21 protein-coding genes and 5 pseudogenes are annotated in these 23,654 nt (G+C 70.4%); 14 read left to right on the forward strand and 12 right to left on the reverse strand.

Features of this window, described 5'->3' with window-relative positions:
- Positions 1-1,047: 1,047 nt before the first annotated feature.
- A pseudogene (locus QQG74_RS27190) lies at positions 1,048-1,470 on the reverse strand ((deoxy)nucleoside triphosphate pyrophosphohydrolase); the annotation flags it as partial.
- Positions 1,471-1,652: 182 nt separating this feature from the next.
- On the opposite strand from QQG74_RS27190, the gene QQG74_RS27195 reads away from it, so the two are divergent.
- A complete protein-coding gene (locus QQG74_RS27195) occupies positions 1,653-1,958 on the forward strand; it encodes a 4a-hydroxytetrahydrobiopterin dehydratase (protein WP_341717524.1) in 306 nt (101 codons plus the stop codon).
- Here QQG74_RS27195 and QQG74_RS27200 read toward each other — a convergent pair.
- Positions 1,934-2,524, reverse strand: coding sequence for a VOC family protein (locus tag QQG74_RS27200; protein ID WP_341717525.1), 591 nt, complete (start codon positions 2,522-2,524; stop codon positions 1,934-1,936). The genes QQG74_RS27195 and QQG74_RS27200 overlap by 25 nt on opposite strands.
- The gene (locus QQG74_RS27205) at positions 2,521-2,874 is read right to left on the reverse strand and encodes a DUF1801 domain-containing protein (protein ID WP_341717526.1); all 354 of its coding nucleotides are present in this window, start codon (positions 2,872-2,874) and stop codon (positions 2,521-2,523) included. Before QQG74_RS27205 ends, QQG74_RS27200 begins: the two co-directional genes overlap by 4 nt.
- A gap of 114 nt (positions 2,875-2,988) precedes the next feature.
- Between QQG74_RS27205 and QQG74_RS27210 the strand changes: the two genes are divergently transcribed.
- The 3 genes from QQG74_RS27210 (at position 2,989) to QQG74_RS27220 (ending at position 5,524) form a co-directional block, all read left to right on the forward strand.
- A complete protein-coding gene (locus QQG74_RS27210; protein WP_341721406.1) occupies positions 2,989-3,882 on the forward strand; it encodes a LysR substrate-binding domain-containing protein in 894 nt (297 codons plus the stop codon).
- A 36-nt stretch (positions 3,883-3,918) separates the two neighbouring features.
- Positions 3,919-4,281, forward strand: coding sequence for a PH domain-containing protein (locus tag QQG74_RS27215; protein WP_111219789.1), 363 nt, complete (start codon positions 3,919-3,921; stop codon positions 4,279-4,281).
- A gap of 103 nt (positions 4,282-4,384) precedes the next feature.
- Positions 4,385-5,524, forward strand: coding sequence for a cellulose binding domain-containing protein (locus tag QQG74_RS27220; RefSeq protein ID WP_341717527.1), 1,140 nt, complete (start codon positions 4,385-4,387; stop codon positions 5,522-5,524).
- Here the strand turns inward: QQG74_RS27220 and QQG74_RS27225 are convergent.
- Together QQG74_RS27225 and QQG74_RS27230 are read right to left on the reverse strand one after the other, a co-directional pair.
- Complete coding sequence (locus QQG74_RS27225; RefSeq protein WP_341717528.1) at positions 5,517-5,699, reverse strand: hypothetical protein; 183 nt, start codon at positions 5,697-5,699, stop codon at positions 5,517-5,519. The two genes, QQG74_RS27220 and QQG74_RS27225, sit on opposite strands and share 8 nt — an antisense overlap.
- Before the next feature lie 42 nt (positions 5,700-5,741).
- On the reverse strand, positions 5,742-5,993 hold the full coding sequence (locus QQG74_RS27230; protein WP_341717529.1) for a hypothetical protein: 252 nt from the start codon (positions 5,991-5,993) through the stop codon (positions 5,742-5,744).
- 435 nt (positions 5,994-6,428) lie between these two features.
- Here QQG74_RS27230 and QQG74_RS27235 point away from each other — a divergent pair, with 435 nt between their 5' ends.
- A complete protein-coding gene (locus tag QQG74_RS27235) occupies positions 6,429-6,842 on the forward strand; it encodes a GntR family transcriptional regulator (RefSeq protein WP_341717530.1) in 414 nt (137 codons plus the stop codon).
- A gap of 5 nt (positions 6,843-6,847) precedes the next feature.
- On the opposite strand, the gene QQG74_RS27240 is transcribed toward QQG74_RS27235, so the two are convergent.
- From QQG74_RS27240 to QQG74_RS27250, 3 genes are all read right to left on the reverse strand, one after another.
- On the reverse strand, positions 6,848-7,246 hold the full coding sequence (locus QQG74_RS27240; protein ID WP_341717531.1) for a type II toxin-antitoxin system VapC family toxin: 399 nt from the start codon (positions 7,244-7,246) through the stop codon (positions 6,848-6,850).
- The gene (locus tag QQG74_RS27245; RefSeq protein WP_341717532.1) at positions 7,243-8,127 is read right to left on the reverse strand and encodes a hypothetical protein; all 885 of its coding nucleotides are present in this window, start codon (positions 8,125-8,127) and stop codon (positions 7,243-7,245) included. Before QQG74_RS27245 ends, QQG74_RS27240 begins: the two co-directional genes overlap by 4 nt.
- Before the next feature lie 181 nt (positions 8,128-8,308).
- The gene (locus QQG74_RS27250) at positions 8,309-9,241 is read right to left on the reverse strand and encodes an HNH endonuclease (RefSeq protein WP_341717533.1); all 933 of its coding nucleotides are present in this window, start codon (positions 9,239-9,241) and stop codon (positions 8,309-8,311) included.
- Between the two features lie 371 nt (positions 9,242-9,612).
- Between QQG74_RS27250 and QQG74_RS27255 the strand changes: the two genes are divergently transcribed.
- A complete protein-coding gene (locus tag QQG74_RS27255; RefSeq protein ID WP_341717534.1) occupies positions 9,613-10,350 on the forward strand; it encodes a class I SAM-dependent methyltransferase in 738 nt (245 codons plus the stop codon).
- A 75-nt stretch (positions 10,351-10,425) separates the two neighbouring features.
- The gene (locus tag QQG74_RS27260; RefSeq protein WP_341721407.1) at positions 10,426-11,154 is read left to right on the forward strand and encodes an ElyC/SanA/YdcF family protein; all 729 of its coding nucleotides are present in this window, start codon (positions 10,426-10,428) and stop codon (positions 11,152-11,154) included.
- Between the two features lie 118 nt (positions 11,155-11,272).
- Here QQG74_RS27260 and QQG74_RS27265 read toward each other — a convergent pair whose 3' ends face one another.
- From QQG74_RS27265 to QQG74_RS27280, 4 genes are all read right to left on the reverse strand, one after another.
- Positions 11,273-11,788 carry a hypothetical protein gene (locus QQG74_RS27265; protein WP_341717535.1) on the reverse strand — a complete coding sequence of 172 codons (516 nt, stop codon included), beginning with the start codon at positions 11,786-11,788 and terminating at the stop codon, positions 11,273-11,275.
- Between the two features lie 350 nt (positions 11,789-12,138).
- Complete coding sequence (locus QQG74_RS27270; RefSeq protein ID WP_341721408.1) at positions 12,139-12,645, reverse strand: GNAT family N-acetyltransferase; 507 nt, start codon at positions 12,643-12,645, stop codon at positions 12,139-12,141.
- 114 nt (positions 12,646-12,759) lie between these two features.
- On the reverse strand, positions 12,760-13,845 hold the full coding sequence (gene ychF, locus QQG74_RS27275; protein WP_341717536.1) for a redox-regulated ATPase YchF: 1,086 nt from the start codon (positions 13,843-13,845) through the stop codon (positions 12,760-12,762).
- A gap of 234 nt (positions 13,846-14,079) precedes the next feature.
- Positions 14,080-14,565 carry a hypothetical protein gene (locus QQG74_RS27280; RefSeq protein ID WP_341717537.1) on the reverse strand — a complete coding sequence of 162 codons (486 nt, stop codon included), beginning with the start codon at positions 14,563-14,565 and terminating at the stop codon, positions 14,080-14,082.
- A 233-nt stretch (positions 14,566-14,798) separates the two neighbouring features.
- Between QQG74_RS27280 and QQG74_RS27285 the strand changes: the two are divergent.
- From QQG74_RS27285 to valS, 7 genes and pseudogenes are all read left to right on the forward strand, one after another.
- Positions 14,799-15,815: pseudogene (locus QQG74_RS27285) on the forward strand (DNA-3-methyladenine glycosylase 2 family protein); the annotation flags it as partial.
- Between the two features lie 133 nt (positions 15,816-15,948).
- Positions 15,949-16,317, forward strand: a pseudogene (locus QQG74_RS27290) (DNA-3-methyladenine glycosylase 2); the annotation flags it as partial.
- Positions 16,318-16,348: 31 nt separating this feature from the next.
- A complete protein-coding gene (locus QQG74_RS27295) occupies positions 16,349-16,858 on the forward strand; it encodes a methylated-DNA--[protein]-cysteine S-methyltransferase (RefSeq protein ID WP_341717538.1) in 510 nt (169 codons plus the stop codon).
- A gap of 279 nt (positions 16,859-17,137) precedes the next feature.
- The gene (locus QQG74_RS27300; protein ID WP_341717539.1) at positions 17,138-18,982 is read left to right on the forward strand and encodes an ABC transporter ATP-binding protein; all 1,845 of its coding nucleotides are present in this window, start codon (positions 17,138-17,140) and stop codon (positions 18,980-18,982) included.
- Positions 18,979-20,070, forward strand: a pseudogene (locus QQG74_RS27305) (ABC transporter ATP-binding protein); the annotation flags it as partial. The gene QQG74_RS27300 and the pseudogene QQG74_RS27305, both read left to right, overlap by 4 nt.
- A 178-nt stretch (positions 20,071-20,248) precedes the next feature.
- Positions 20,249-21,016 (forward strand): annotated as a pseudogene (locus QQG74_RS27310) (ATP-binding cassette domain-containing protein); the annotation flags it as partial.
- Positions 21,013-23,628, forward strand: a complete 2,616-nt coding sequence (gene valS / locus QQG74_RS27315) for a valine--tRNA ligase (protein WP_341721409.1) — start codon at positions 21,013-21,015, stop codon at positions 23,626-23,628. The pseudogene QQG74_RS27310 and the gene valS, both read left to right, overlap by 4 nt.
- Positions 23,629-23,654 lie beyond the last annotated feature (26 nt).

The following is a 23,654-nucleotide window of genomic DNA, read 5'->3' on the forward strand; positions in this document are numbered from 1 at the left end:
ATGAGGTCGACAATCTGGTTACCTTCGGGCGGTGGCAGTCGCTGGCCCGGGCCGTCTATCTTCCGCAGCCCAGCTGGGCGGTAGCGCCAACGCGACGCCAGCAGGTCCGGGCCGCGCTGCTGTCGCTGGGGCCGACTGCGTACGCCGTTCTCGGGACCGCCGCCGAACTCCACGGCATTGCCGGCCTGTCACCCTCCGACGAGATCCACATCGGCATGCCCGGGACGGCCGCCAGGCAATCGCCCCTCAGGCAACCCCACGTCGTGCTGCACCAGCTGGTGCATGCCACGGAGTCACTGGTCAGCCTGAACGGGCTACCGGCCACCGACGCCGTCGCCACGGTAAGCGACCTCATCCTCCGGGTGGGGCGATATCCGGCCGTCTCGCTACTGGACTCGGCGTTGAACCGAGGGCTGCTGGCCGAACCGGACCTGACATCGGTCGCGCGCCGGATCCGGCGCAGACGAGGTGCGACGGCAGCGCGCGGCTACCTGACCGAGGCGGACGGCCGGGCCCAGTCTCCGCTGGAGACCCGCTCCAGGCTGCGCTGCGTCGACGGCCGGGTGCCGCCGGACACCTTGCAGTTGGAGGTCCGTGACCACGACGGATACCTGCTCGGCATCGGCGACCTGGGCTGGCGCGCCGGCAGGGTGATCGCCGAGGCCGACGGCCAAGGCCCACACGGAACTCCGGAAGCGATCTTCGCCGACCGCCGTCGCCAGAACCGCCTGGTGAACGCCGGCTGGACCGTCCTCCGCTTCACCTGGCAGGACACCCTGGACCCGGCCTACATCCCCTGGGTAGTCCGCCAAGCCCTATCCACCCCCACCCCCACTCCCCCACCCCCACTCCCCCACCCCGCACTCCCCGCACTCCCCGCACTCCCCGCACTCCCGCACTCCGCAGCGTTGATCATGAGGTTGACGGCAGTTGTTGATCTTCAAACTGCCGCCAACCTCATGATCAACGGGATGGGGGTGGGGGTGGGAGGGTGGGGGAGGGAGGCGGGGTGGGGGTGGGGTGGGAGGGTGGGGGTGGGGTGGAGGAGGGGCGGAGGGCGGCGACTATGGGGGCGTCGGCGGGAAGCCAGGGAACGGTGTCCAGTTCGGCTGCGGAGAGCCAGCGGAGGTCGGAGTGCTCCAGAGCCTGAGGGCGGTCGCCGTGCAGCAGGCGGGCGGCGTAGACCTTGAGCACCGAGCGGCCGTGCGCCATCTTGACGTTGCGGCCGACCCGCTCACCGATCTCCACCCGTACGGCGAGTTCCTCGGCGCACTCGCGCACCAGCGCTGCGGTCTCGCTCTCCCCCGGCTCCACCTTGCCGCCGGGAAACTCCCACCGGCCCGCCACCTCGGGCGGGGCGGACCGGGCGCAGGCCAGCACCCGCCCGTCCTCGATGATCGCCGCTCCGACGATCACCTTTGGCTCTCGCCGGTCGGCCTGCCCGCCACTATTGGCCCGTTCGGTCTGCACGGCCGTCCAGCGTGCCAGATCAATTGGCGGTTTGGGTAGCGTGGTCGACCGTCAGGCCAGGAATCCCAAGAAGTGTGGGCGTGGACACACCCTCCATGCGACGTAAAACTAGAGACACCGACAAGACACGGGGCGGCGACGATTTGGCCACAAGCCGGCAACGAAGCCTGGGAGGTGCGGTGATGCGTGCGCTGTTTGGCGGTCGCGCGAAGCACGACTACCTCAGCGACGCTCTCACCCTACTGAACGGGTGGACGCGCGAGGGCGAACAGATTCGCCGCACGTTGGTCATCGACGACACCCAGCACGCGGCGCTGACCGAGCGGGTCAAGGTGGTCGCCGACGCGCTCCATCTCCGGCCGGAGATCAGCCGGCGCGCCGACCACACCCAGATCCGGGTCGGACACGGCAACGCCCCGCTGTCCGAGGGCGAGGTGCTGTTGGCCGCCCGGATCGAGGACGCCTACCGCGCGGTAACCGAGGACTGATCCGGGGACGCGCCGGACTGGCGGCCCGCCCCATCCTGTGGGTACCAGCGCAACTCGACGCAGTTGCCGTCCGGATCCCGCACGTACACCGAGGTGGCACTGCCCCGGGCGCCGAAGCGCCCGACGGGCCCCGCCAGCACCTCGAAGCGGCCGCTTGCGAGCACCTCGGACCAGTCCAGCGGCTCCACCACCAGGCAGAAGTGATCGACGTTCACGCCGCGGCGCACTTGGCCGCCAGCCGCCGGACCGCTGGAACCCTGACCTCCAGCCGCCGGGCCGCTGGAACCCTGGCCGCCAGCCGCCGGGCCGCTGGAACCCTGGCCGCCAGCCGCCGATCCACGCCAGACCTGGCCGTCAGCTTGCCGGGCAGCCGGCTCGGCCTGCACCAGATCGATTATCGATTCGGCGCTCACCCGGACGGAGGGAAAGGGCACCTTTCCGGCCCGCCACTCGTCGACCCGGACCGGTGCCAAGCCGAGCCGCCCGCAGTAGAAGTCCAGTGCGCGTTCCACGTCGGTGACAGTCAGCACCAGGTGGTCGAAGCCGGTGACCCGCACGACGCTCACCTCGTCTCCAGCTCGTACGCCTGGCGCAGCCACCCGGCGAAGAGGACCTGGTCGACGTCGGCGGCGTCGCGCAGCCGAACCGAGGCCATCCGCCGCGCGCCGGGGATCAGCCGCCCGGACGGGTCGGTCAGCTCCTGCCCGCGCCACAGCCCGAAGGCGAGGTACGAGGCGTACGGCTTCAGCAGGCAGATCGGCTGTGCGCCGGGTCGCTCGCCGAGGCCCCAGACCGGGTGACCGTGCCACACCGCTCCGGTGGCCTCCGGCAGCGTCTCCTCGATGACGGTACGCAGTTGGTCGGCGGTTTCCCGGAGTGGGCTGTCGAGTACGGCGAGCTGTGCACTGAGGGTCATGGCCTGGTCTCCTTCAGGGTTCCGGTTGCCCTCTCACCCTGGGCCGACCGGGACGCTCGACCAAGACCCGATCGCGGCACTAGCGTTGAGCCAGACTCAACGATGGGACGTGACGTGCTGGAACGCCACGAGCTGGAGACCTTCCTGGCTCTCGCCGAGGAACTGCACTTCGGCCGGACGGCCGAGCGGCTGCGGGTCAGCACCGGGCGAGTCAGCCAGGTGATCCGCACACTCGAACGACGGATCGGCGCCCCGCTGTTCGCCCGGACCAGCCGGGTCGTCCGACTCACTCCCATCGGCCGGCGACTTGCCGAGGAGTTGGCGCCCCTCGTCGCCGGCATCGAGGCGGCCGTCGAGCGCGCCACCGAGGCGGGACGTGGCGTGACCGGCGCGCTGCGGGTCGCCTTCCTCGGCGAGTGGACCGCGCCGGTGCTGCTCCGGGCGGTGGCGCTCTTCGCCGAGCGGCATCCCGACTGCGCGGTGGAGGTACGTGAGGTGCAGCTTCTCAACTCCCGCCGCAGCCTGGAAGACGAGACGGTCGACATCCTGATGGCCGCGTTCCCCTTCGATGGGATGGCCTGCGGCCCGGCGTTGATCGAGGAGGCCCGACTGCTCGCGGTTCCCGTCGGCCACCCGCTGGCCCGCGAGGCGTCGGTCTCGTTGGAGGTGTTGGGCGACCAGCCGGTGGTGCAGTATCCGGCGGTCACCTCGGCCGCGTTCCGGCTCGACCGCACCCCGGCGCACACGCCGTCCGGTCGGCCGGTTCCGGCCGGGCCGGCCGGTGAGACGTTCTCCGAGATGCTGACCCTGGTGGCCCTCGGCCGGGGGGTGCTGCCGGTGGGCGAGCAGACCCGCAGGTACTACCCGCGCCCCGACCTGGCGTACGTGCCGATCCATGATGCGCCGCCGATCCTGCGCGGCCTGGTCTGGCGGGAGAGCAACACCACCGCCCGGGTACGCGCATTCGTCCGCGCCGCCAGCGACGCGAACCGGTCGCCGACGGGTTGATCTGTACGGTGGCACGGGCGGCCTACGGTGGGGCGCATGGCGAACGCGACGTACGACCGTAAGGAACAGTTCCAGCAGATCCAGAGCGGCCTGCTCGACGGGGAACAGATCATCGCCGTCTACGACGCCGTCGGCACTGGCACCGGGTTCATCGGGCTGACCGACCGGCGCGTGATCATCCAGGACCGCTCGTTCATCGGCAAGCGGTACGCGATCACCAGCATCCCGTACTCGAAGATCACCAGCGTCAGCGTGGTCAGCAACAAGTCCTGGGGCGGTTCGTTCTTCTCCACCGGCGCCATCGCCATCCACGTCGGTACGCACACCTACGAGGTGGAGTTCCGGGGTGACCAGAAAAGCCACCACGTACACAACGTGATCCTGCACTACATCAGCTGAGCAGCAGGCCGGCCCTATACATCGACATACTTGAGTGCGAAAATGCGAGGTGCGGAAGGTGAGGTGCGCGGGCGGGCCGCCCGCGAAATTGAAGGGACCGCCCATGCCGCTGTCGCCGCCCCAGTCGTCACACCGCACCGGATCACGTCGAAGCTGGCGGCGGAGAGCGGCGGGCACGGTTGCCGCCCTCCTCTTTGCCGCCGGCGGCACCGTCGCGGCCACCGGCCCGGCCCACGCCGCCAACAACGGCGCCGGTTCGGCCCACGCGGCACAAGGGGAGCACGCAATCCAGGCCGCAACGGCGGGCCGCGACGCCACCCAGGGCGACTGCCTGGCCGTGAAGACCTCCGCCACCTCCTGGCGCACCGGGCCGGACAGCGGCGGTCTCCATCGCAACATCACCATCACCAACACGTGCGCCACGGCGGTCACGGGCTGGACGCTGACCCTCACTCTCCCGCCGGGCCACACCCTCCAGCAGGGCTGGAACGCCTCCTGGAGCAGCGCGGGCAGCACCCTGACCGCACGTCCGGCGGCCTGGAACGACACTGTGCCTGCCGGCGGCTCCGTCTTCATCGGCTACCTCGGCACCTGGACCGGCAGCCCGCAGGAGCCGGGCTGCGCGATCAACGGTGCGCCGTGCGACGAGACGCCGCAGCCGGCTCCGAAGGTGGCACTCACCAGCCCGACCGAGGGCGCCGTCCTGGTGTCGGTCTGCGCGGTCCGGCTGACCGCCGAGGCGACAGTCCAGGTCGGCACCATCGACCGGGTCGAGTTCTACCTCAACGATCAGCTCGTCGGCAGCGACGCTCAGGCGCCGTACGAGATCAACATCCCGCCCAGCCACCCGGCGCTGACCAGCAGCGGACCGCACACCGCCTTCGCCCGGGTCGTCACCGCCTCGCCGGCCGCCAGCGCCGACTCACCCGTGGTCAGCTTCGCGTACGCGCCGCCGCCTCCGGCACTGATGGTGATCCCCTGCCCGTCACAGGTGGAGGTGGCCGAGGGCAGCTCGACGACCATAACCTTCGTGACGATCTGTAGCGGCACACCCGGTCTGAGGTTCACGGTCACCGGCCACGCCGGGGTCAGCGTCACGCCGACCTACTCGCCGCCGGGCGCCCGGGAACACCAGGTCACCGTGTCGGCGGCACACGGCAGCGGCGGTGCCCGCGCCCTGATCAACGCCACCACCGACACGCCCAACTGCTCGCCGGCCAGCGCCCTGGTCACCGTCAGCTGAGCAGCCCCAGCCCGCCCTGCTCCCCCAACGGCGCGTCGGAAACCGTGGTCGCGGCGACTGCGGTGGGCAGGTCCGGCCAGTACGCTGGAGGATGCGCCGGCACGTCCCCGCCCGGCACCTCGAAACGTACGTGCCAGATCGGGTCGCCACGACTGTGCCGGCGCGCCTCCACCACAGGTGTAGCCGGAGCAGGTCGGCCAGCCCGCCAGCGGGCCGCTCACCGCGACACCCGCCGGGCGCAGGGTCCGTCGTGGTCGGCCCGCAGCAGGCAACGCCGGTTGCCGGGCAACCGCAGGTCACAGAAAACTCGATGGCGTACGCCCTGCTCGTCCTCGTACGACACGGTGGTCTCGCCGGGGTCAGTCGCGGCGAGCGCACTCGACCAGCGGGCCACCACCCGGGCCAGACGTACGGCGACACTCAGGTCTCCGGCCACGACCGGAAGATGGATCACGAAGCGCTGCGGCATCGGTACCGCCCTCCGCCCGCGTTGGCCCGTCGCACCTGCTCGCCCTGCCACCACCGCAACGGCAGCCACGCCGCCGAGCGATAGCACCCGGGTCGCTGGTTGGGGCGGTTTGACCCCACTCCCCCACCGGCCGACTGCCGCCCGACCTGCTCAGGTCGACTGCCCCTCCTGCCCCAGCCTCTCCGCCCAAAGAAGCCCATGACCCGTCCCCTTCGCCACGCGGCAATCGTCGAAAGTGGGTACCCGCCAACCCGGGCAGGCGGGGTACCCACCGCCCTGAAACCGCAGCCCACCGGCAGTACGACTCCAGAGCAGCCCACCGGCGGCGGATCGCATTTGAGTTTCCACCCGAACACCGTTGGTGACTGCGACTATACGGACGGGGGCCCAGGGGCACAACCAGTCCTGGCCACGGGGGAACAAGGCTGATGCGGTATGTCGATCGATCCGCGTTTACACACGCCGGTCTATGTGCAGCTCGCCGACCTGCTCAGGACACGGATCGAAGCCGGCGAGCTGTCACCGGGCAGCGCACTGCCGAGCGAGGCGCGACTGACGCAGGAGCACGGCATCGGGCGGGAAGCCGTGCGGATGGCGATCTCGCTCCTACGTTCCGAGGGCCTTGTTCGCACCGTGCGCGGACACGGTAGCTACGTTCGAGAGCGCACCGAACGCCGAAGCATTGAACTTGCCGCTGGCAGCGCGGCGATCGCGCGGATGCCGACGGGCGTCGAGCGACGCGACCTCGGACTCGACGAAGGCGTGCCGGTGCTGGAAGTCCGCAACGCCCAGGGTGAAGTCGAGATTCTGCCTGGCGACGAAACCGAACTCATTCGCCCGCCGCGCTAATGCCCTCACGGAAGCAAGACCAAGCCCGGGAAGCTATCGAAATGCCGCCGGTTCAAGGTCAACAGCGGAGCGTCGTAGTAAATCGCGGTGGCGCAAACCCATAGGTCGTTCGTCTGCGTGGCATGGCCGAGTGGGTGCCCCGATTTCTGCGCCTGCGACTTCAGCCGCCCCCACAGCCGCGCCAGTTCAGGGTCGTAAGGCGCCACCAGATACCGGCAGATCGCCTCCTCAAGCGTCAGCACGCGGCGCTCGCCCCATCCCGCCTTCGCCGCGCCGAAGTGAAGTTCGGCGACGGTCGCGAAGCTTAGTATCGGAGCCGAACCGACCAAACACTCAATAAGATGATCAGACGGGCTTTGCCAGATCGCTGAGAACGCGTCGGTATCAACGACCGTGTACTTCACTCGTCCTCGCCTTCGCCACGCGCGGTTCGCAGGGCCGCCAAGAATTCTTCCATTCCCTCGGCAGGTGCTCCGCCCAGCTCGTCAACAGAGCTGATTGGCCTCACTCCCTGTTCGCGGGCAAGGTCGTCAAGACTCTTGGGCCGCGCCCCTTCGAGTCTTCGAAGCGCCGCAAGGTGGAGGATACGAATGGTTCTGCCGTTCGGTTCCAGCTCGGCCCTGCCCTCGGCCATAACCATCTGATCCATCGCGTCGAGCACAGCGTCCCGAAGATCCGATTCGAAGTCACACGAGATGCTACCCGCATATGTATCGATGCGACACCGGAGGGTAGCCGGCGAAAAATCCCCCATGTGAAGCCGACCGACGATCGTTGATTCTTGCGCGACCGGCTCGAACGTCACTCGCCGCACGGCCACTTGAAGCGCCTCGTCAACCACCAACCGCACCCGGTCACCCTGGCGCAACTCGACTCGGGTTACGTTCCGGTCACCGATGGCACCGGTCAAGGTGCGAAGGCTGTTCACGAGTCGCGGAGTGAAATACTGCGGACGTTCGTTAGGACTCTCCCGAAGCTTCTGGGTGCCTGCCTCCAAGGCGGCAAGCGACTGTTCCAGCAGACCGTCATCATGGTAGAGCTGGCCCGTACGTGCGATATCCAAGAGAGCTGACCCAGCACGGAAACCGACGAAGTCCAGTCGGACGGCCTCGACAATGTCCGCTGGCCGCCGGCCGGGACGCGGCGACCGCCCGGTGATGGCGAGCGCCAACTGCTCAAGGGTCGCCTGCAACCCACTTGCCAGACGTGCCAGTTCGGCGAGTGGCAGTCTGCCGCCCTCAGTGGCCGGACCGGTCGCGTACAGCGTCAAATCATCGATCCGCACTCCTTGACCATCCACAGCCTTCACCCCCACTCACCAAGATTCAGTAGACCGAGATCAGGGTACGCGCTCGAGCATGCCGCCGGGGATAGTGGTCGCCGGGGCCGCATAGCACACGACCTGCTCCAACCGGAAGGACGGCGGTTCTTGATTCGCCGCAAGATGAAGGACAGTCGACCGGACGCTATGCCGCTTTGAAGACCGTGTCCAGGTGCCACTCCAGGAACTCGGCCTTCGGCCGGTCACGGCGCTGCTCGGGCAGGGCAATCTGCGTGCCCGCCTTCGCATAGAACTGGTCACCGTTCCCGAACTCACTTCGCAGGCGAGGGCTTACCATCAGCCGATATTTCGGATCGACGCCGAGGTAACCGCGGTCGAAGAGGATGTGCACATCGGACTTGAGCAACAGACCGTTGTCCACGCGGTGTTCGCCGCCGAGCGGCAACGGGCGGATGTGCGCCGCCTGCAAGACCGGCTGCACCTTGTTGCCGGTGATGGCACACCGGCGCCCGTAAGCACCGAGCACGACAGCCTTGAACGACTGCTGGCCGAGTCGCTGCGGCACCAGCCTGGGGTCACCATAGACCGGCCCCGGTCGGTGCCAGGGCTCGGTCAGATCCACCTCGAACGTCGCCCCCAACAGGCGAGCGATCAGCGGGTTGAAGTATCCGCCAGTCTCCGGAGCAGCGAGGTCATAGGTCTTGCCCTGCACCAGGTTGGCGGCGAACCCGGGCGGAGGGCCAGCCATCGATCCGTCCGGGAAGAAGACTGTGTCCCTGACAAAGATGCAGCCGATAAAGGGGTCCTCGCCCGGCTCGATCGGCTGCCTGCGGTACCGGCCGACTCTGCGCCTCAGTTCATCGGGGCCGGCGGTGCCGTTCGCTTCGCCGAACAACTCCCAGGCTTCCGAGATCCGCAGCTTCTCGAAGCCGCTGAAGAAGCCGCCGCCGACGATTCGGTTGAGCGGGTAGTGCGACTTGAAGAGGAAGGGCTCCCCCGGCGTCAGCGCCCGGAACGATCCCCCACCCGGCCGCCAGAAGTTGACCTCGCCGAGATGCGGGCGATCCGCCAGGAAACGGAACCATGTCTCGTCGGTCACTCCCACGAAGGCCTTCACATTGGACAGTCTCCGCCGTCATTGATCTCCCCGGCTACCGCCCGAACGGCCCACGCCTCGACGGCAGGTGACCTTGGACGATTTCGGCCCTCATATGGGCCACCTCGGTCCAAGATCTGGCGGGGGTGAACGTTCACAGTGCGGCGGGTACGCGGAAAAGGTGTTGCCGGGGGCGCAACGATGAGGGTTGAGTGGGGGCGAGTCGGGGGCACCGGCTCGAAGCCAGTCGAGTGGAGGGAGTGGACGACATGAGGCACGCCGCGACGCACGTCCAGCGAGCATCCGTTTCCAACTTCATCGAATCGAGGCTTTGTGCGTACGTGGAAAGTAAAGGCGCCGCGCGGCGCTGGTAGTTACGACGGAGGCCGCTGATGTCGGTCTTCGATGATCCGGGGCATTTCGGCCGCTACTGGGCCGACACCTACGACCAGCCGGGTGGTCTGCCCGACCCGGGGCCGGCGGTGGATTTCCTCGCCGGTGTGGCCGGCGACGGGCCGGTGTTGGAGTTGGCCAGCGGCACCGGTCGGGTCACCGTTCCGCTCGCTGCCCGTGGCATCGCCGTGGAGGGCGTCGAGGGGTCGGCGGCCATGGTCGCGAAGATGCGTGCGAAGCCGGGTGGCGAGCACATTCCGGTGGCCGTGGGCGACATGGCGGACGTGCCGGCACCCGGCGGGCCGTACCGCATGGTGTTTCTGGTTTTCAACACGCTGTTCAATCTGGTCCGGGCCGAGCGGCAGGCGGATTGTTTCCGCAACGTCGCGCGGGTGCTGGCACCGGGTGGGGCGTTCGTCATCGAGACGTTCGTGCCGAATGAGGCGGACTTCGACCGGGACGAGCAGGTCCAGATGCGGGACCTGACCGAGGAGTCGGCCACCATCAGGTTGCACAAGTACGACCGCGCGGCGCAGACGTTCCTGCGCCAGACGATCACTTTCGACGGTACGGGTGTGCACCTGCACCCGTTCGCCATGCGCTACCTGTGGCCGGAGCAGATCGATGAGCTGGCCGCCAAGGCCGGACTGCACCTGGCCGAACGGTACGCCGACTGGGACCGTGGCCCGTTCGGCCCCGACAGCACCTCGCACGTCTCGGTGTACCGCCTCGGCTGATCCAATCTTGGTCCGGAAGCGCCCCCGGGAGGGCGCTTCCGGACCAAGATCTCTGCTTGGCAGTCGGCTGGGATACTGATCGTCATGTCGATCCGTACCGCTGTGCTGGCCAGGGTGCGCCGGGTCTGGAAAAACGGCCGTGGTCGCTGGTTGCGGCGGGCGGTGTTGGCGGGCGTGCTCGGTGCGCTGCTGCTGGTCGGCGCCAGTTGGGCCAGCGTGAGCTGGATCCGCTCCGGCGCCGAGGGCCGGATGTTCACCGCGCAGGGCGCGCCGGAGACGCCGGTCGCCCTGGTGCTGGGCACCAGGGTCCAGCCGGACGGCACCCCGGCCCCGTTCCTCAGCGCCCGGTTGGAGATCGCCCGCGAGCTGTACGCCGCCGGCAAGGTACAGGCGATCCTGGTCTCCGGCGACAACATGAACGCCGACTACAACGAGCCCGAGGCGATGCAGCGCTGGCTGGTCGAGCGGGGCGTGCCCGCCGACAAGGTGGTGTTGGACCACGCCGGCTTCGACACGTACGACTCGTGTGCCCGCGCCAAGCGGATCTTCGGCGTGGACCGGGCGACGGTGGTGACCCAGCAGTTCCACCTGGCCCGGGCCGTCACCGTGTGCCGGCACCTCGGCGTGGACGCCGTCGGCGTGGGCGACGAGACGGCCCGGGAGTATGGCCGGGCCTGGCAGGTCGCCGCCACCCGCGAGTACGGCGCCAGCGTGAAGGCCGCGCTTGACGTGTTCTCCGGCCGGGACCCGGTGCACCTCGGGCGCCGCGAGACCGGCGTCGATGAGGCGCTCCGCAACGGCTGACCGACGCCTGGATGTAGCCTCGACCGACGCAGATCTTGGTGCAAAAGCGCCCTCACGGGGGCACTTTCGCACCAAGATTCTCTCGGCGAAACGGGCAGGCGGGCGTACTGGTTTCAGGTCACCACCACTGGCGGACCGTGACGTACGGGCCGCCGCCGTTGTCGCCGATGTTCGGGTCGTTGATGCCGAACTGTAGCTTCGGCGTGCCGCTACCGGCGAAGATGACAATGCCCAGGCAGCCGCTGTTGGCACCCACCGGGAACCACTCCCCCGGCTCGTAGTAGCGGTGCCGCGTGTCATGCCACACATAGCCGGTGGTGAGCCGGCCCATCAGCATGTACTGCCGCTCACCGGGCAGCGGCCACCCAGCGGGAGCCAGACTGGAATCGCCCTCGACGTTCTTGTTGGCGCCCCAGTAGTCGACGCGGGTGCTGCCCGTCGCGCTGACCTGGAGCGCATCCGAGCTCTCGATGCCGTACGGTGCCTGCCACGCGTCGATGTAGTTGCCCCGGGCCTGCCACGAGCTGACGTCCACGTAGCTTGGCCGGCTGTTGGCGCGGCAGTCGTTCAGGTTCGCCGGATCGGCCGAGGCCGGCGAGGCGGGCAGAATCGCCAGGGCCGATGCGGTCAGCACGGCGGTGACAGCGGCGAGGGCGGATCTCGCGAGTCGCCCGCTCCGTGCCGAAGTATTTGTCGTCAACCAGGGCCTCCTTGGAAGATGCGATGCCGATCGGAGAGCGGCCGGCGTTCACGTCGCCCGCGTCCGTTCCTATGTGGACGTTAGGCGCTGGTGTCGATGCATCAGGACCGCGCCTACGACAATCACCCGCACTGAAACCTGATTGACAAACCGGGCTTTCGACACCGAGATCGGCCGCAAGGGCGGGCCCGCGCCGGTCCAAACCGCAAACTGAGCGCGCTACCCAGATATCGCTGGGTACTCCACGATCTCGATCCAGACGTTGAACCGGGTTCCGTCGCCGATCAACGTGACAGCTGGTTGGAAGCGCTCAGATTCAAGAACATCACGTGCAGCCCCACCAGGCCGTGCTCGGGGTGGTCGAACGCCTCGGGGACGGTGGCGAGCACCTCGAAACCCAACGAACGCCACAGCCGGACCGCGACCTCGTTCGACTCGACGACCGCGTTGAACTGGATGCTTCGGTAGCCGGCGGTGCGCGCCCAGCCGACGACGTGCTCGCCGAGAGCGCGACCGACGCCGCGGCCAGAATGCCGTGGATCAACCATGAAACTGGCCGTTGCCACATGTGCGCCGCGACCGGGCCGGTTCGGGCCCATCTTCGCGCTTCCGAGAACGGTCGATCCATCCACCGCAACGACGGTGCGCCCCGGAGGGGACTCCATCCACCACCCGCGAGCCTGCTCCAGAGACAGATTCTCGGGGAACGCGTATGAGCGGCCCTGCGCCACGATCTCCCTGAAGAATGGGTAGATCGCGGGCCAGTCGCCGTCCTCGGCGTCTCGGATCATCACCGGATCACCGTAGGGCCGGTCGACAGGCCCGGCAACACGATTCAGCCGGGCAGCACGGCCCGTACCACAACGCCCCCGGGCGAGAGCTATCCGCGAGACGTTGGACCGGAACTACACATTGAACCTGAACTCGACCACGTCGCCGTCCTGCATGACGTACTCCTTGCCCTCGATGCGGACCTTGCCCGCCGCCTTCGCCGCCGCCATCGAACCGGCCTCGACCAGGTCGGCGTAGGAGACCACCTCGGCCTTGATGAAACCGCGCTGGAAGTCGGAGTGGATCACCCCGGCGGCCTCCGGCGCGGTCGCGCCGATCGGGACGGTCCAGGCCCGCGCCTCCTTGGGCCCGGCGGTGAGGTACGTCTGGAGCCCCAGCGTGCGGAAGCCGACCCGGACCAACTGGTCCAGTCCCGGCTCGGACTGCCCGATCGACTCCAGCAGCTCGCGGGCCTCCTCCTCGGGCAGGTCCACCAGCTCAGACTCGATCTTGGCGTCCATGAAGACCGCCTCGGCCGGGGCGACCAGCGCCCGCAACTCGTCGAGGAACTCGGCGTTGTTGAGTTCCGCCTCGTCGACGTTGAAGACGTAGAGGAACGGCTTGGTGGTGAGCAGGTGCAGTTCGCGCAGATGGTCCAGCTCGATCTTGGCAGCGGCGGCGCCCGCGTACAGGGTGGTGCCGTTGTCCAGTACCTCGACGGCGGCCTTCGCGGCGGCGACGGCGGCGGCCCGGTCCTTGCGGAGCTTGGCCTCCTTCTCCAGCCGGGGCAGCGCCTTCTCCAGCGTCTGGAGGTCGGCGAGGATCAACTCGGTGTTGATCGTCTCGATGTCGTCGGCCGGCGAGACCTTGCCGTCGACGTGCACCACGTTCGGGTCGGAGAAGGCGCGGACGACCTGGCAGATCGCCGAGGCATCGCGGATGTTGGCCAGGAAAGCGTTGCCCCGCCCCTGGCCCTTGGACGCGCCGCGCACCAGCCCGGCGATGTCAACGAACGACACCGGCGCGGGAATCACCTTCTGCGAGCTGAAGATCTCAGCCAGCTTCTCCAGCCGCTCGTCCGGCAGCCCGACCACCCCGACGTTGGGCTCGATCGTCGCGAACGGGTAGTTCGCGGCGAGCACGTCGTTCTTGGTGAGCGCGTTGAACAGGGTGCTCTTGCCGACGTTTGGCAGGCCGACGATGCCGATGGTGAGACTCACGACGAGCCAGCTTACGCCGCTACCCGGCGGTCCCGGGCAGCGGTGGGCGTTCCGGGGATCGGCCCGGCGTCGCGCGCCACGGGATCGGTGGCAGCAGAGCTGCCCGGTCCGGACGAGAATCTGGACCGGACCGCTTCGACGCGCCGGCGTGTCGGGCAGTCGGGCAGTCGGGCAGTCGGGCAGTCGAGCAGTCGAGCCGTCACCGATCAGGGCACGGGCCGGGTAGTCGAGCCGTCACCGATCAGGGCACGGGCCGGGTAGTCGGGGTGCCAGCATGTCGATGCGGAGCGTGTCGGGGGCCAGCTCGGCGGCGGCGGCCAGCGGCAGCGTGAAGCGGGCTTCTGCGGCGGGGCCTACGGTGTGCGACTCGCGGAGCATCCAGCGAACCTCGTCGGGCGTCCAGCCCAGCTGCGGCCGGCGGGCGATCTCCCGGAGCAGCCGCAGCCCGGCGCGGGTGTCGTCGTCGTAGAAGCGCATGCACCAGTGGTGCACCCACATGCCCAGCGCCCGTACGCCATCCGGTGCCAGGGAGCGCAGCAGCCGGCCGCAGGCGGTGTCGCTGAAGGCCCGCCCCGGGTCGTCGGCACGGTCCCGCTCGATGGCACCGACGGCGGCGGGCGCCACCGCCCGCATCCGGTCGTAGAAGCCCTGGAGCACGGCTGTGTCCAGCGGTGGGTGCCCGTCCATCGACGCCGCCACCCGACCCGCCACGCTCGCCATCGCCGTACCCCTTCTTCAGTTGGTGGCCGCACGCTACCGACCACAACCGACACTTTCCCGCGCGCGGCACCCCCGCCTGCCGGCCGATGAAACCGCCGGGCCCGCGGTGCTGGGGATCGGATTGTTAATAAGGGGCCCGTGCTCTACCGCAGGCGTTAACAGGGGGCCCTTCCTTACACCCAGGTCCGAAAACCGCCAGCTGGGGGGTGGGGGGTGGGCGCATCATCGGTGGTGTGGAGCTGGACTTTGAGCGGTGTTACCGGGCCGTCGACAGCCGTGACCAGCGGTTCGACGGGTGGTTCTACACCGGCGTGACCTCGACCGGGATCTACTGCCGGCCGTCCTGTCCGGCGATGACCCCGAAGCGACAGAACGTCCGGTTCTTTCCGTCCGCGGCGGCGGCGCAGGGCGCGGGGCTCCGGGCCTGCCGGCGGTGCCGGCCGGACGCCTCTCCCGGCTCGCCGCAGTGGGATGTCCGGGCCGATGTGGTGGGGCGGGCCATGCGGCTGATCGCCGACGGGGTGGTCGACCGGGACGGGGTGCCGGGGTTGGCGGCTCGACTCGGGTACACCGAACGGCACCTGCATCGGATGCTGCGCGCGGAACTCGGCGCCGGGCCGCTGGCGCTGGCTCGGGCCCAACGCGCGCAGACCGCCCGGACGCTTATCGAGACCACCGGGCTGGGCCTGGCCGAGATCGCCTTCGCCGCCGGGTTCGGCAGTGTCCGGCAGTTCAACGACACGGTCCGCGAGGTCTACGGGGTGGCCCCGTCACAGTTGCGCGCCGGCCGGCGGGGCACGATCGGTGGCGCGGGCACGGTCAGCCTGCGGTTGGCGTACCGCCCGCCGCTGCACGCCGCTGCGCTGCTCGACTTCCTCGCCCGGCGCACGCTGCCCGGGGTGGACGAGGTACGCGACGGGACGTACCGGCGGGGGTTGCGGTTGCCGAACGGCACCGGCGCGGTCGCCCTGACCCCGACGGACAGGTACGTGGCGGCGACGCTGCGCCTGACCGACCTGCGGGACCTGGCCCCCGCCGTGGCCCGTTGCCGACGTCTGTTCGACCTCGACGCGGATCCGGTGGCCGTCGACCAGACCCTCGGTGCCGATCCGGCCCTGGCCCCGGCGGTGGCGGCGGAGCCCGGCGTACGTGTCCCCCGTGCGGTCGACGGTTTCGAGATGGCCGTCCGCGCCATCGCCACCCAGCAGGTCTCCCTGGCCTCCGCCCGCACCACCCTCACCCACCTCCTCACCCACCTCCCCCACCCCACCCACCCCACCCCCACCTCCCCACCCCAACCCCCACCCGGTTGACCATGAAGTTAGCGGCGAATTTGGAGATCAAAGTTGCCGCCAACCTCATGATCAACGGGAGGTGCGGGGGTTTCCGAGTGCGGAAGAGGTGTTGGGGGTGCCGGACTCGGGGTTTCGGATGGACAGCCGGCGGCGGGAGGCGATTCGGGGGGTGGCTCGGGCGGTGGTGGACGGCGGGCTGGAGTTGGCGCCGGGTGGCGATCGGGCGGAGACCGTGCAGCGGTTGCTTGCGGTGCCGGGGGTCGGGCCGTGGACGGCCGGTTACGTGGCGATGCGCGCCCTCGGTGACCCCGACGTGTTCCTCGCCACCGACCTCGCGGTGCGCCGGGGTGCCGCTGCCCTCGGCCTGCCCGACGCCCCGAAGACCCTTGACGAGTACGCCGGCCGCTGGCGTCCCTGGCGTTCGTACGCGGTGTTGCGGCTGTGGCGAGCAGCCTGAATTCGAGCTGAGATCGACCTTGGAGGAAATCGTGCAGAGCACGAACCTGGACAGCGTCACCATCGATACGCCCACCGGCCCGTTCACCGTCGTCGCCGGGCCGCACGGCGCGGTACGGGCCGCCGGCTTCACTCCCGAGCCGGCGAACCTGCTGTCGTTGATCCACCCGAGCCTGCGCGGTGAACTCCGGCAGCGGGCCGAACTCGGCCCGGTCACCAGGGCGGTCGCCGACTACCTGGCGGGTGACCTGGCCGCAATCGACACGGTCGCGGTCGAGCAGCACAGCGGCGGGGCGTTCATGTCCCACGCCTGGGAGGTGCTGCGCGAGGTGAAGCCGGGCGAGCCGGTCACCTACACCGGGTACGCGGCGCTGGCCGGCCGACCGGCCGCGATCCGCGCCGCCGCGGCGGCCTGCGCCCGTAACGCCGCCGCCCTCTTCGTCCCCTGTCACCGGGTGCTGCGTACCGATGGGACGCTTGGCGGCTACCGCTGGGGCCTGCCGGTCAAGCAATGGCTACTCGGACACGAGCGCCGCGGCTAGCCCGGCCGGCGGGCGGCCCACCCGGACCACCCGGATGGCGGGCTGACCCGGACGGCGAGGGCCCACCCGCACGGCGGGCCCACCCGCACGGCGGGCCCACCCGCACGGCGGGCCCACCCGCACGGCGGGCCCACCCGCACGGCGGGCCCACCCGGACGGCGGGGCCCAGGCCAGCGGTCACGGGTCAGCCATCCGGATGAGGCCGGTCACCGGAAAAGGCAAGTCTGCTGACAACAAGCCGACAGCGGCGCGGCTCCGATTTGCCGATACCGTCAGATAGTGGCTGCGCAGAACGACGGCGGCCCGGCCGACCCTCGCGAGGTCGGGCGACATCCACTGGGCAATCTCTGGCGGTTGCGGCACTACCTGCGCCCGCACGCCGTGCAGTTCGGCTGGCTGATGCTGGCTGGGCTCGCCGCCACCGCAGCGGGCATCGCCGTACCACTGGTAGCGCAGCAGGTGGTCGACGGACCGGTGGCCCGGCGCGACCCGGCCGGTCTGTTCCAGTTGGCCGGGCTCGCGTTGCTGGTCGGCCTGGTCGAAGCCGTACTGATCTTCATCCGCCGGTGGGCACAGTCGTCCTCCTCGGTGGCCATGGAGGCGGCCATCCGCGACGACGTCTACGCCCACCTCCAGCGGCTGCCGGCCAGCTTCCACGACCGGTGGCCCTCCGGTCAGCTGCTCTCCCGGATCACCAGCGACCTGTCGGTGCTGCGCCGGTTCCTCTCCTTCGGGCTCCTCTTCCTCGTCCTGAACCTGATCACCTACCTGGTCGTGGTGGTGCTGCTGATCCGGCTGCACCCGGCGCTGGGCCTGCTGGTGGCGGCCAGCGCGGTGCCGCTGTTCCTGATCGCCCGCCGCTTCGGTCGGCACTACCACACCGCGTCCCGGCTGATGCAGGACCAGCAGGGCGACGTGGCCACCCTGGTCGAGGAGACCGCGCAGGGGCTACGCACCATGCGGGCGTACGGGCGCGGACCGCAGCTGACCGAGCGGTTCGTCGCCGGCACCCGCAAGCTGCACGACATCGGGATCGGCAAGGGGCGGCTGCTCGCCCGCACCTCCGCCCGGCTCGACCTGGTACCCAATCTGACCCTGGGCATCGTGCTGGTGGCGGGCACCGCAGCGGTCGCCGAGGGGCAGCTCACCATCGGTCAACTGGTCGCCTTCGTCAGCCTCCAGCTGATGCTGATCTGGCCGGTGCAGTCGCTGGGCTGGATCATCGCCAACGGGCAGGAGGCGGCCACTGCCGCCGACCGGATCCAGGAGGTGCTGGACACCCCACCGGCCATCGTGGACGCACCACACGCCGTCGCCCTGCCCCGCTCGGCGGTATGCGGCCGGCTCCGCTTCGAGTCGGTCAGCTTCCGCTACCCGGGCACCAGCACGCCGGTGCTGCGCGGCATCGACCTGACCGTCGAACCCGGCGAGACCCTCGCTGTGGTCGGTGCCACCGGCAGCGGCAAGAGCACCCTGCTGTCGCTGGTACCCCGGCTGCACGACGTGGACACGGGCCGGCTCACCCTCGACGGGCACGACGTGCGCGACCTCCGGTTGGCCTCGCTGCGCCAACTGGTCGCGGTGGCCTTCGAGGAGCCCACCCTGTTCTCCATGTCGGTGTGGGAGAACCTCACCCTGGGCCGCCCCGAGGCCGGCGAGGACGAGGTGCGGGCGGCGCTCGCGCTGGCCCAGGCCGAGTTCGCGTACGACCTGCCGTGGGGGCTGCGGACCCGGCTGGGTGAGCAGGGTCTGTCGCTCTCCGGCGGCCAGCGGCAGCGGCTGGCGCTGGCCCGGGCGGTGCTGGTACGGCCCGCGGTGCTGGTGCTCGACGACCCGCTCTCCGCGCTCGACGTGCACACCGAGGCGGCGGTGGAGTCGGCGTTGAAGCGGGTGCTGCGGAACATGACCGCGCTGCTTGTGGTGCACCGGCCGTCCACAATCAATCTCGCCGACCGGGTCGCGCTGCTGGAACACGGCCGGATCACCGCTGTCGGCCCGCACACCGAACTGCTGGCCACCGTGCCGGCGTACCGCGCCCTGCTCACCGCCGATCCGCCTGCCGCGCCGGCCCCCCGGAGGCCGGTCGAGCCGGCACCGGACGGTTGCCCGCTGGTTCGCTCATGACCGCCGCCCAGTGGCGGGGGATCGCGCCCGATCCGCACGCCGACCGCAGCCTGGCCGAGGAGACCTCCCCCGAGGCGGTGGCCCGGCTGCGCGCCCGCAGCTGGACGCTGCTGGCCGACGTGCTGCGACCGCACCGCCGTCGGCTGGGCGGTGCGGTGGCGCTGCTGCTGGCCCAGAACGCCGCCGCGATGTCCGGGCCGTACCTGGTGATGCTCGGCATCGACCGGGCGATCGAACCGCTGCGGGCCGGCCGACCCGGCCCGCTGGTCACCGTCGCCGTGGCGTTCGCCGCCGCGACCGCTGTCGAGTACGTGGCCCGCCGGGGCTTCCTCACCCTCTCCGCGCGCATCGGCCAGGCCGTCCTGCTCGACCTCCGCCAGCGGGTGTACGCGCACTTTCTGCGCCTGCCGGTGGCCTTTCACGAGCGCTACACCTCGGGCCGGATGATCTCCCGCCTGACCAGCGACATCGACTCGATCTCGGAGCTGGCCGGCGGCGGCGTCGAGGGCCTGGTGATGGCGGTCCTGACGATCGTGTCGGTGGCCGGCATCCTGCTCTGGCTGGACCTGCCGCTGGCCGCGGTCACCCTGCTCGCCTTCCCGCTGCTGTTCTGGCTGTCCCGCTGGTTCGCCCGGGCGTCGGCCTGCGCCTACCGGCGCACCCGCGAGTCGATGGCCCTGGTCATCGTGCACTTCGTCGAGTCGATGCGGGGCATCCGGGCGGTGCAGACGTACCGCCGGGAGCCTCGTAACCAGGAAATCTTCTCCTCGGTCAACGACGACTACCGCCTCGCCAGCCGGCACGCGTTCCGCCTGATCGCGACGTACTCGCCGGGGATCAAGCTGATCGGCAACGTCACGGTGGCGGCGGTGCTCTGTTACGGCGGCGCCCGGGTGCTCGACGGCCACATCGCGGTCGGCGTACTCGCCGCCTTCCTGCTCTACCTGCGCCGGTTCTTCGAACCGATGCAGGAGCTGAGCCAGTTCTACAACTCGCTGCAATCGGCCACCGCCGCGTTGGAGAAGCTCGCCGGGGTGCTCGACGAACGCCCCGAGGTCGCCGAGCCGACGAATCCCGTCCCGTTGCCCCGCCGCCCGACAAACGGCGCAGGTAGCGTCGCCGACGGGGCGGCCACCGGCGGTCCGGACGGCGGCAGCGCGACCGGGGCGGCGCAGCCGGGGGCGGCGCGACCGGGGGCGGCGCGACCGGGGCGGCGCAGCCGGCAGCAGTGCAGGCGGCAGCGGTGCGACCGGCGGTCCGGGCTGCGGCGCGGTCACCTTCCGGTCGGTCTCGTTCGGGTACCGGCCCCAGGCGCCGATCCTGACCGGGCTGGACCTCAGCATCCCGGCCGGGCAGACGGTGGCGCTGATCGGGCCGACCGGCGCCGGCAAGTCCACCGTCGCCAAGCTGCTCGCCCGGTTCTACGACCCGGTCGCCGGCACCGTCCTGCTCGACGGGGTGGACCTGCGCCAGGTGGCCGATGCCGAGCTGCGCCGGGCGGTGGTGCTGGTCACCCAGGAGACGCACCTGTTCGGCGGCACCGTGGCGGAAAACATCCGGTTCGGCCGCCCGGACGCCGACGACGACGCAGTGGTCGCCGCCGCCCGGGCGATCGGCGCGCACGACTTCATCGCGGCGCTGCCCGACGGGTACGCCACCGAGGTACGCCGACGCGGCGGCCGGCTCTCCGCCGGGCAACGGCAGCTGGTCGCCTTCGCCCGCGCGTTCCTGGCCGATCCGGCGGTGCTGATCCTGGACGAGGCCACCTCGTCGCTGGACGTGCCGACCGAACGCGCGGTGCAGCAGGCGCTCGGCACCATCCTGCGGGACCGGACGGCGGTGGTGATCGCGCACCGGCTGTCCACCGTGGAAATTGCCGACCGGGTCCTCGTCCTCGACGACGGCCGGATCGTCGAGGACGGGCCGCCCGCCGAGCTGATCGCCGGCGGTGGCCGGTACGCCGCCCTGCACCACCAGTGGCGGCTGGGTATTTCGGTGCCCGACACCGGGCCGCTGCCTACCATCGACGAATGACTGATACGGCGAGGACGGCGCGTACCGGCGTTCCCGAGCGTCCGACCCTGGACGGGCTCGAGGAAACCTGGTCGCACCGCTGGCAGGAGGAGGGCACGTACGCGTTCGACCGGAGCAAGGCGGCTGTCCGGGGTCGCGGCGAGGCGTCAGACTCGCCGAGCCCGGATGGCCGTAGGTCGGACGTGTACGCGATCGACACCCCGCCGCCGACCGTATCCGGCGAGCTGCACATGGGGCACGTCTTCTCGTACACCCACACCGACCTGGTCGCCCGGTTCCAGCGGATGCGCGGTCGGATGGTCTTCTACCCGATGGGCTGGGACGACAACGGGCTGCCCACCGAGCGGCGGGTGCAGAACGTCTACGGCGTGCGCTGCGACCCGTCCCTGCCGTACGACCCGGACTGGCGGGCGCCGGAGGCTCCGGTGGACGACGCCGCCCGCAAGGATCCGACCCCGATCTCCCGGCGCAACTTCATCGAGCTGTGCGAGCGCCTGACCCTCGCCGACGAGCAGGTCTTCGAGGCGCTCTGGCGGCGGCTCGGGCTGTCGGTGGACTGGTCGCTGATGTACACCACGATCGGACCGGCCGCCCGGACCGCCTCGCAGCGGGCGTTCCTGCGCAACCTGGCCCGGGGCGAGGCGTACCAGGCCGAGGCACCGACGCTCTGGGACGTGGGCTTCGCCACCGCCGTGGCCCAGGCCGAGTTGGAGGAGCGGGAACGGCCCGGCGCGTACCACCGGCTGCGGTTCCACGGACCCGGTGGGCGGGAGGTGCTGATCGACACCACCCGGCCGGAGCTGCTGCCGGCCTGCGTCGCGCTGGTCTGCCACCCCGACGACGAGCGGTACGCGGACCTGGTCGGCGCGGTGGTGCGTACCCCCCTCTTCGGGGTCGAGGTGCCGGTGCGTGCGCATCCGCTGGCGGACCCGGCCAAGGGCACCGGCATCGCGATGGTCTGCACCTTCGGTGACCTGACCGACGTGACCTGGTGGCGGGAGCTTTCGCTGGCCACCCGGGTGGTGGTCGGTCGGGACGGCCGGCTGCTGCCGGAGCCGCCGGCCGGGGTGCCCGCCGGACCATACGCGGCGCTGGCCGGGCAGACCGTCAACGGCGCCCGGCGGAGCGTGGTGCAGCTGCTGACCGACGCCGGTGACCTGGTCGGCGAGCCGCGCCCGATCACCCACCCGGTGAAGTTCTACGAGCGGGGTGACCGGCCGCTGGAGATCGTCTCGACCCGGCAGTGGTACCTGCGCAACGGTGGCCGCGACACCGAACTGCGGGCGGCGATGCTGGCCCGGGGACGGGAGCTGCGCTGGGTGCCGGAACACATGCGGCACCGCTACGAGCACTGGGTGGGCGGCCTGACCGGCGACTGGCTGGTCAGCCGGCAGCGCTTCTTCGGGGTGCCGGTGCCGGTGTGGTACCGACTCGACGACGCTGGCGAGCCGGACTGGTCCCAGCCTCTCACGCCGGACGAGTCTTCGCTGCCGATCGACCCCGCCGAGGACGCCCCACCCGGGTACGACGAGTCACAACGCGGCGTGCCGGGTGGGTTCATCGGCGATCCGGACGTGCTGGACACCTGGGCCACCTCGTCGCTGACCCCGCAGATCGCCGGCGGTTGGGAACGCGATCCGGAGCTGTTCCGCCGGGTCTTCCCGATGGACCTGCGTCCGCAGGGCCAGGAGATCATCCGGACCTGGCTGTTCGCCACGGTGGTGCGGGCGCACCTGGAACACGGCACGCTGCCCTGGCGGACCACCGAGCTGTCCGGCTGGATCCTCGACCCGGACCGCAAGAAGATGTCCAAGTCCAAGGGGAACGTGGTCACCCCGATGGCGCTGCTGGAGCAGCACGGCTCCGACGCGGTGCGCTACTGGTCGGCAACTGGCCGGCCCGGCACCGACCTGGCCTTCGACCCGGCACAGATCAAGGTCGGCCGGCGGCTCGCCACCAAGCTGCTCAACGCGTCGAAGTTCGCCCTCGGCCTGGGCGCCGCCGACGCCTTGCGCGCCCCGGCGACCGAGCCGCTGGACCGGGCCATGCTCGCCGAACTGTCCACCGTGGTCGGTTCGGCCACCGCCGCCTTCGAGGCGTACGACCACACGGCGGCGTTGCAGGCCACCGAGTCGTTCTTCTGGCGGTTCTGCGACGACTACATCGAGTTGGTCAAGGAACGCGCCTATGGCAGCGGCACCGGGGCCGACTCGGCCCGGGCGGCCCTGGCCAACGCGCTCTCGGTGCAGCTGCGGCTGTTCGCTCCGGTGCTGCCGTACGCCACCGAGGAGGTCTGGTCCTGGTGGCGGTACGGCTCGGTGCACCGGGCGCCGTGGCCCACCACGTACGAGGTGGGCCGGGCGATCCAGGGCGCGGGCGACCCGCAGCTGCTGCGGTTGGCGTCCGACGCGTTGGGGCAGGTCCGGCGGGCCAAGTCGGAACGGAAGCTGTCCATGAAGGCGGTGGTGCCGCTGGCCGAGGCGCTCGGCCCGGCCGCACTGCTGGACCAGCTCACGGTGGTCGCCGACGACGTGCGGGCGGCCGGCCGGATCGACAAGCTCGACCTGCTTCCCGACCGCACCCCCGAACTGGTGATCGCCTGCGCGTTCTAGCCTGTCCGGAAGGGCCCCGAGGGGCC

The sequence above is a fragment of the Micromonospora sp. FIMYZ51 genome, assembly GCF_038246755.1.
Lineage (GTDB): Bacteria > Actinomycetota > Actinomycetes > Mycobacteriales > Micromonosporaceae > Micromonospora.

Coding starts and splice junctions, on each gene's coding strand:
- QQG74_RS27195 (WP_341717524.1), top strand. CDS start 1,653: ATGCGTGCGCTGTTTGGCGGTCGCGCGAAGCACGACTACCTCAGCGAC.
- QQG74_RS27205 (WP_341717526.1), bottom strand. CDS start 2,874: ATGACCCTCAGTGCACAGCTCGCCGTACTCGACAGCCCACTCCGGGAA.
- QQG74_RS27215 (WP_111219789.1), top strand. CDS start 3,919: ATGGCGAACGCGACGTACGACCGTAAGGAACAGTTCCAGCAGATCCAG.
- QQG74_RS27220 (WP_341717527.1), top strand. CDS start 4,385: ATGCCGCTGTCGCCGCCCCAGTCGTCACACCGCACCGGATCACGTCGA.
- QQG74_RS27230 (WP_341717529.1), bottom strand. CDS start 5,993: ATGCCGCAGCGCTTCGTGATCCATCTTCCGGTCGTGGCCGGAGACCTG.
- QQG74_RS27235 (WP_341717530.1), top strand. CDS start 6,429: ATGTCGATCGATCCGCGTTTACACACGCCGGTCTATGTGCAGCTCGCC.
- QQG74_RS27255 (WP_341717534.1), top strand. CDS start 9,613: ATGTCGGTCTTCGATGATCCGGGGCATTTCGGCCGCTACTGGGCCGAC.
- QQG74_RS27270 (WP_341721408.1), bottom strand. CDS start 12,645: ATGATCCGAGACGCCGAGGACGGCGACTGGCCCGCGATCTACCCATTC.
- QQG74_RS27280 (WP_341717537.1), bottom strand. CDS start 14,565: ATGGCGAGCGTGGCGGGTCGGGTGGCGGCGTCGATGGACGGGCACCCA.
- valS (WP_341721409.1), top strand. CDS start 21,013: ATGACTGATACGGCGAGGACGGCGCGTACCGGCGTTCCCGAGCGTCCG.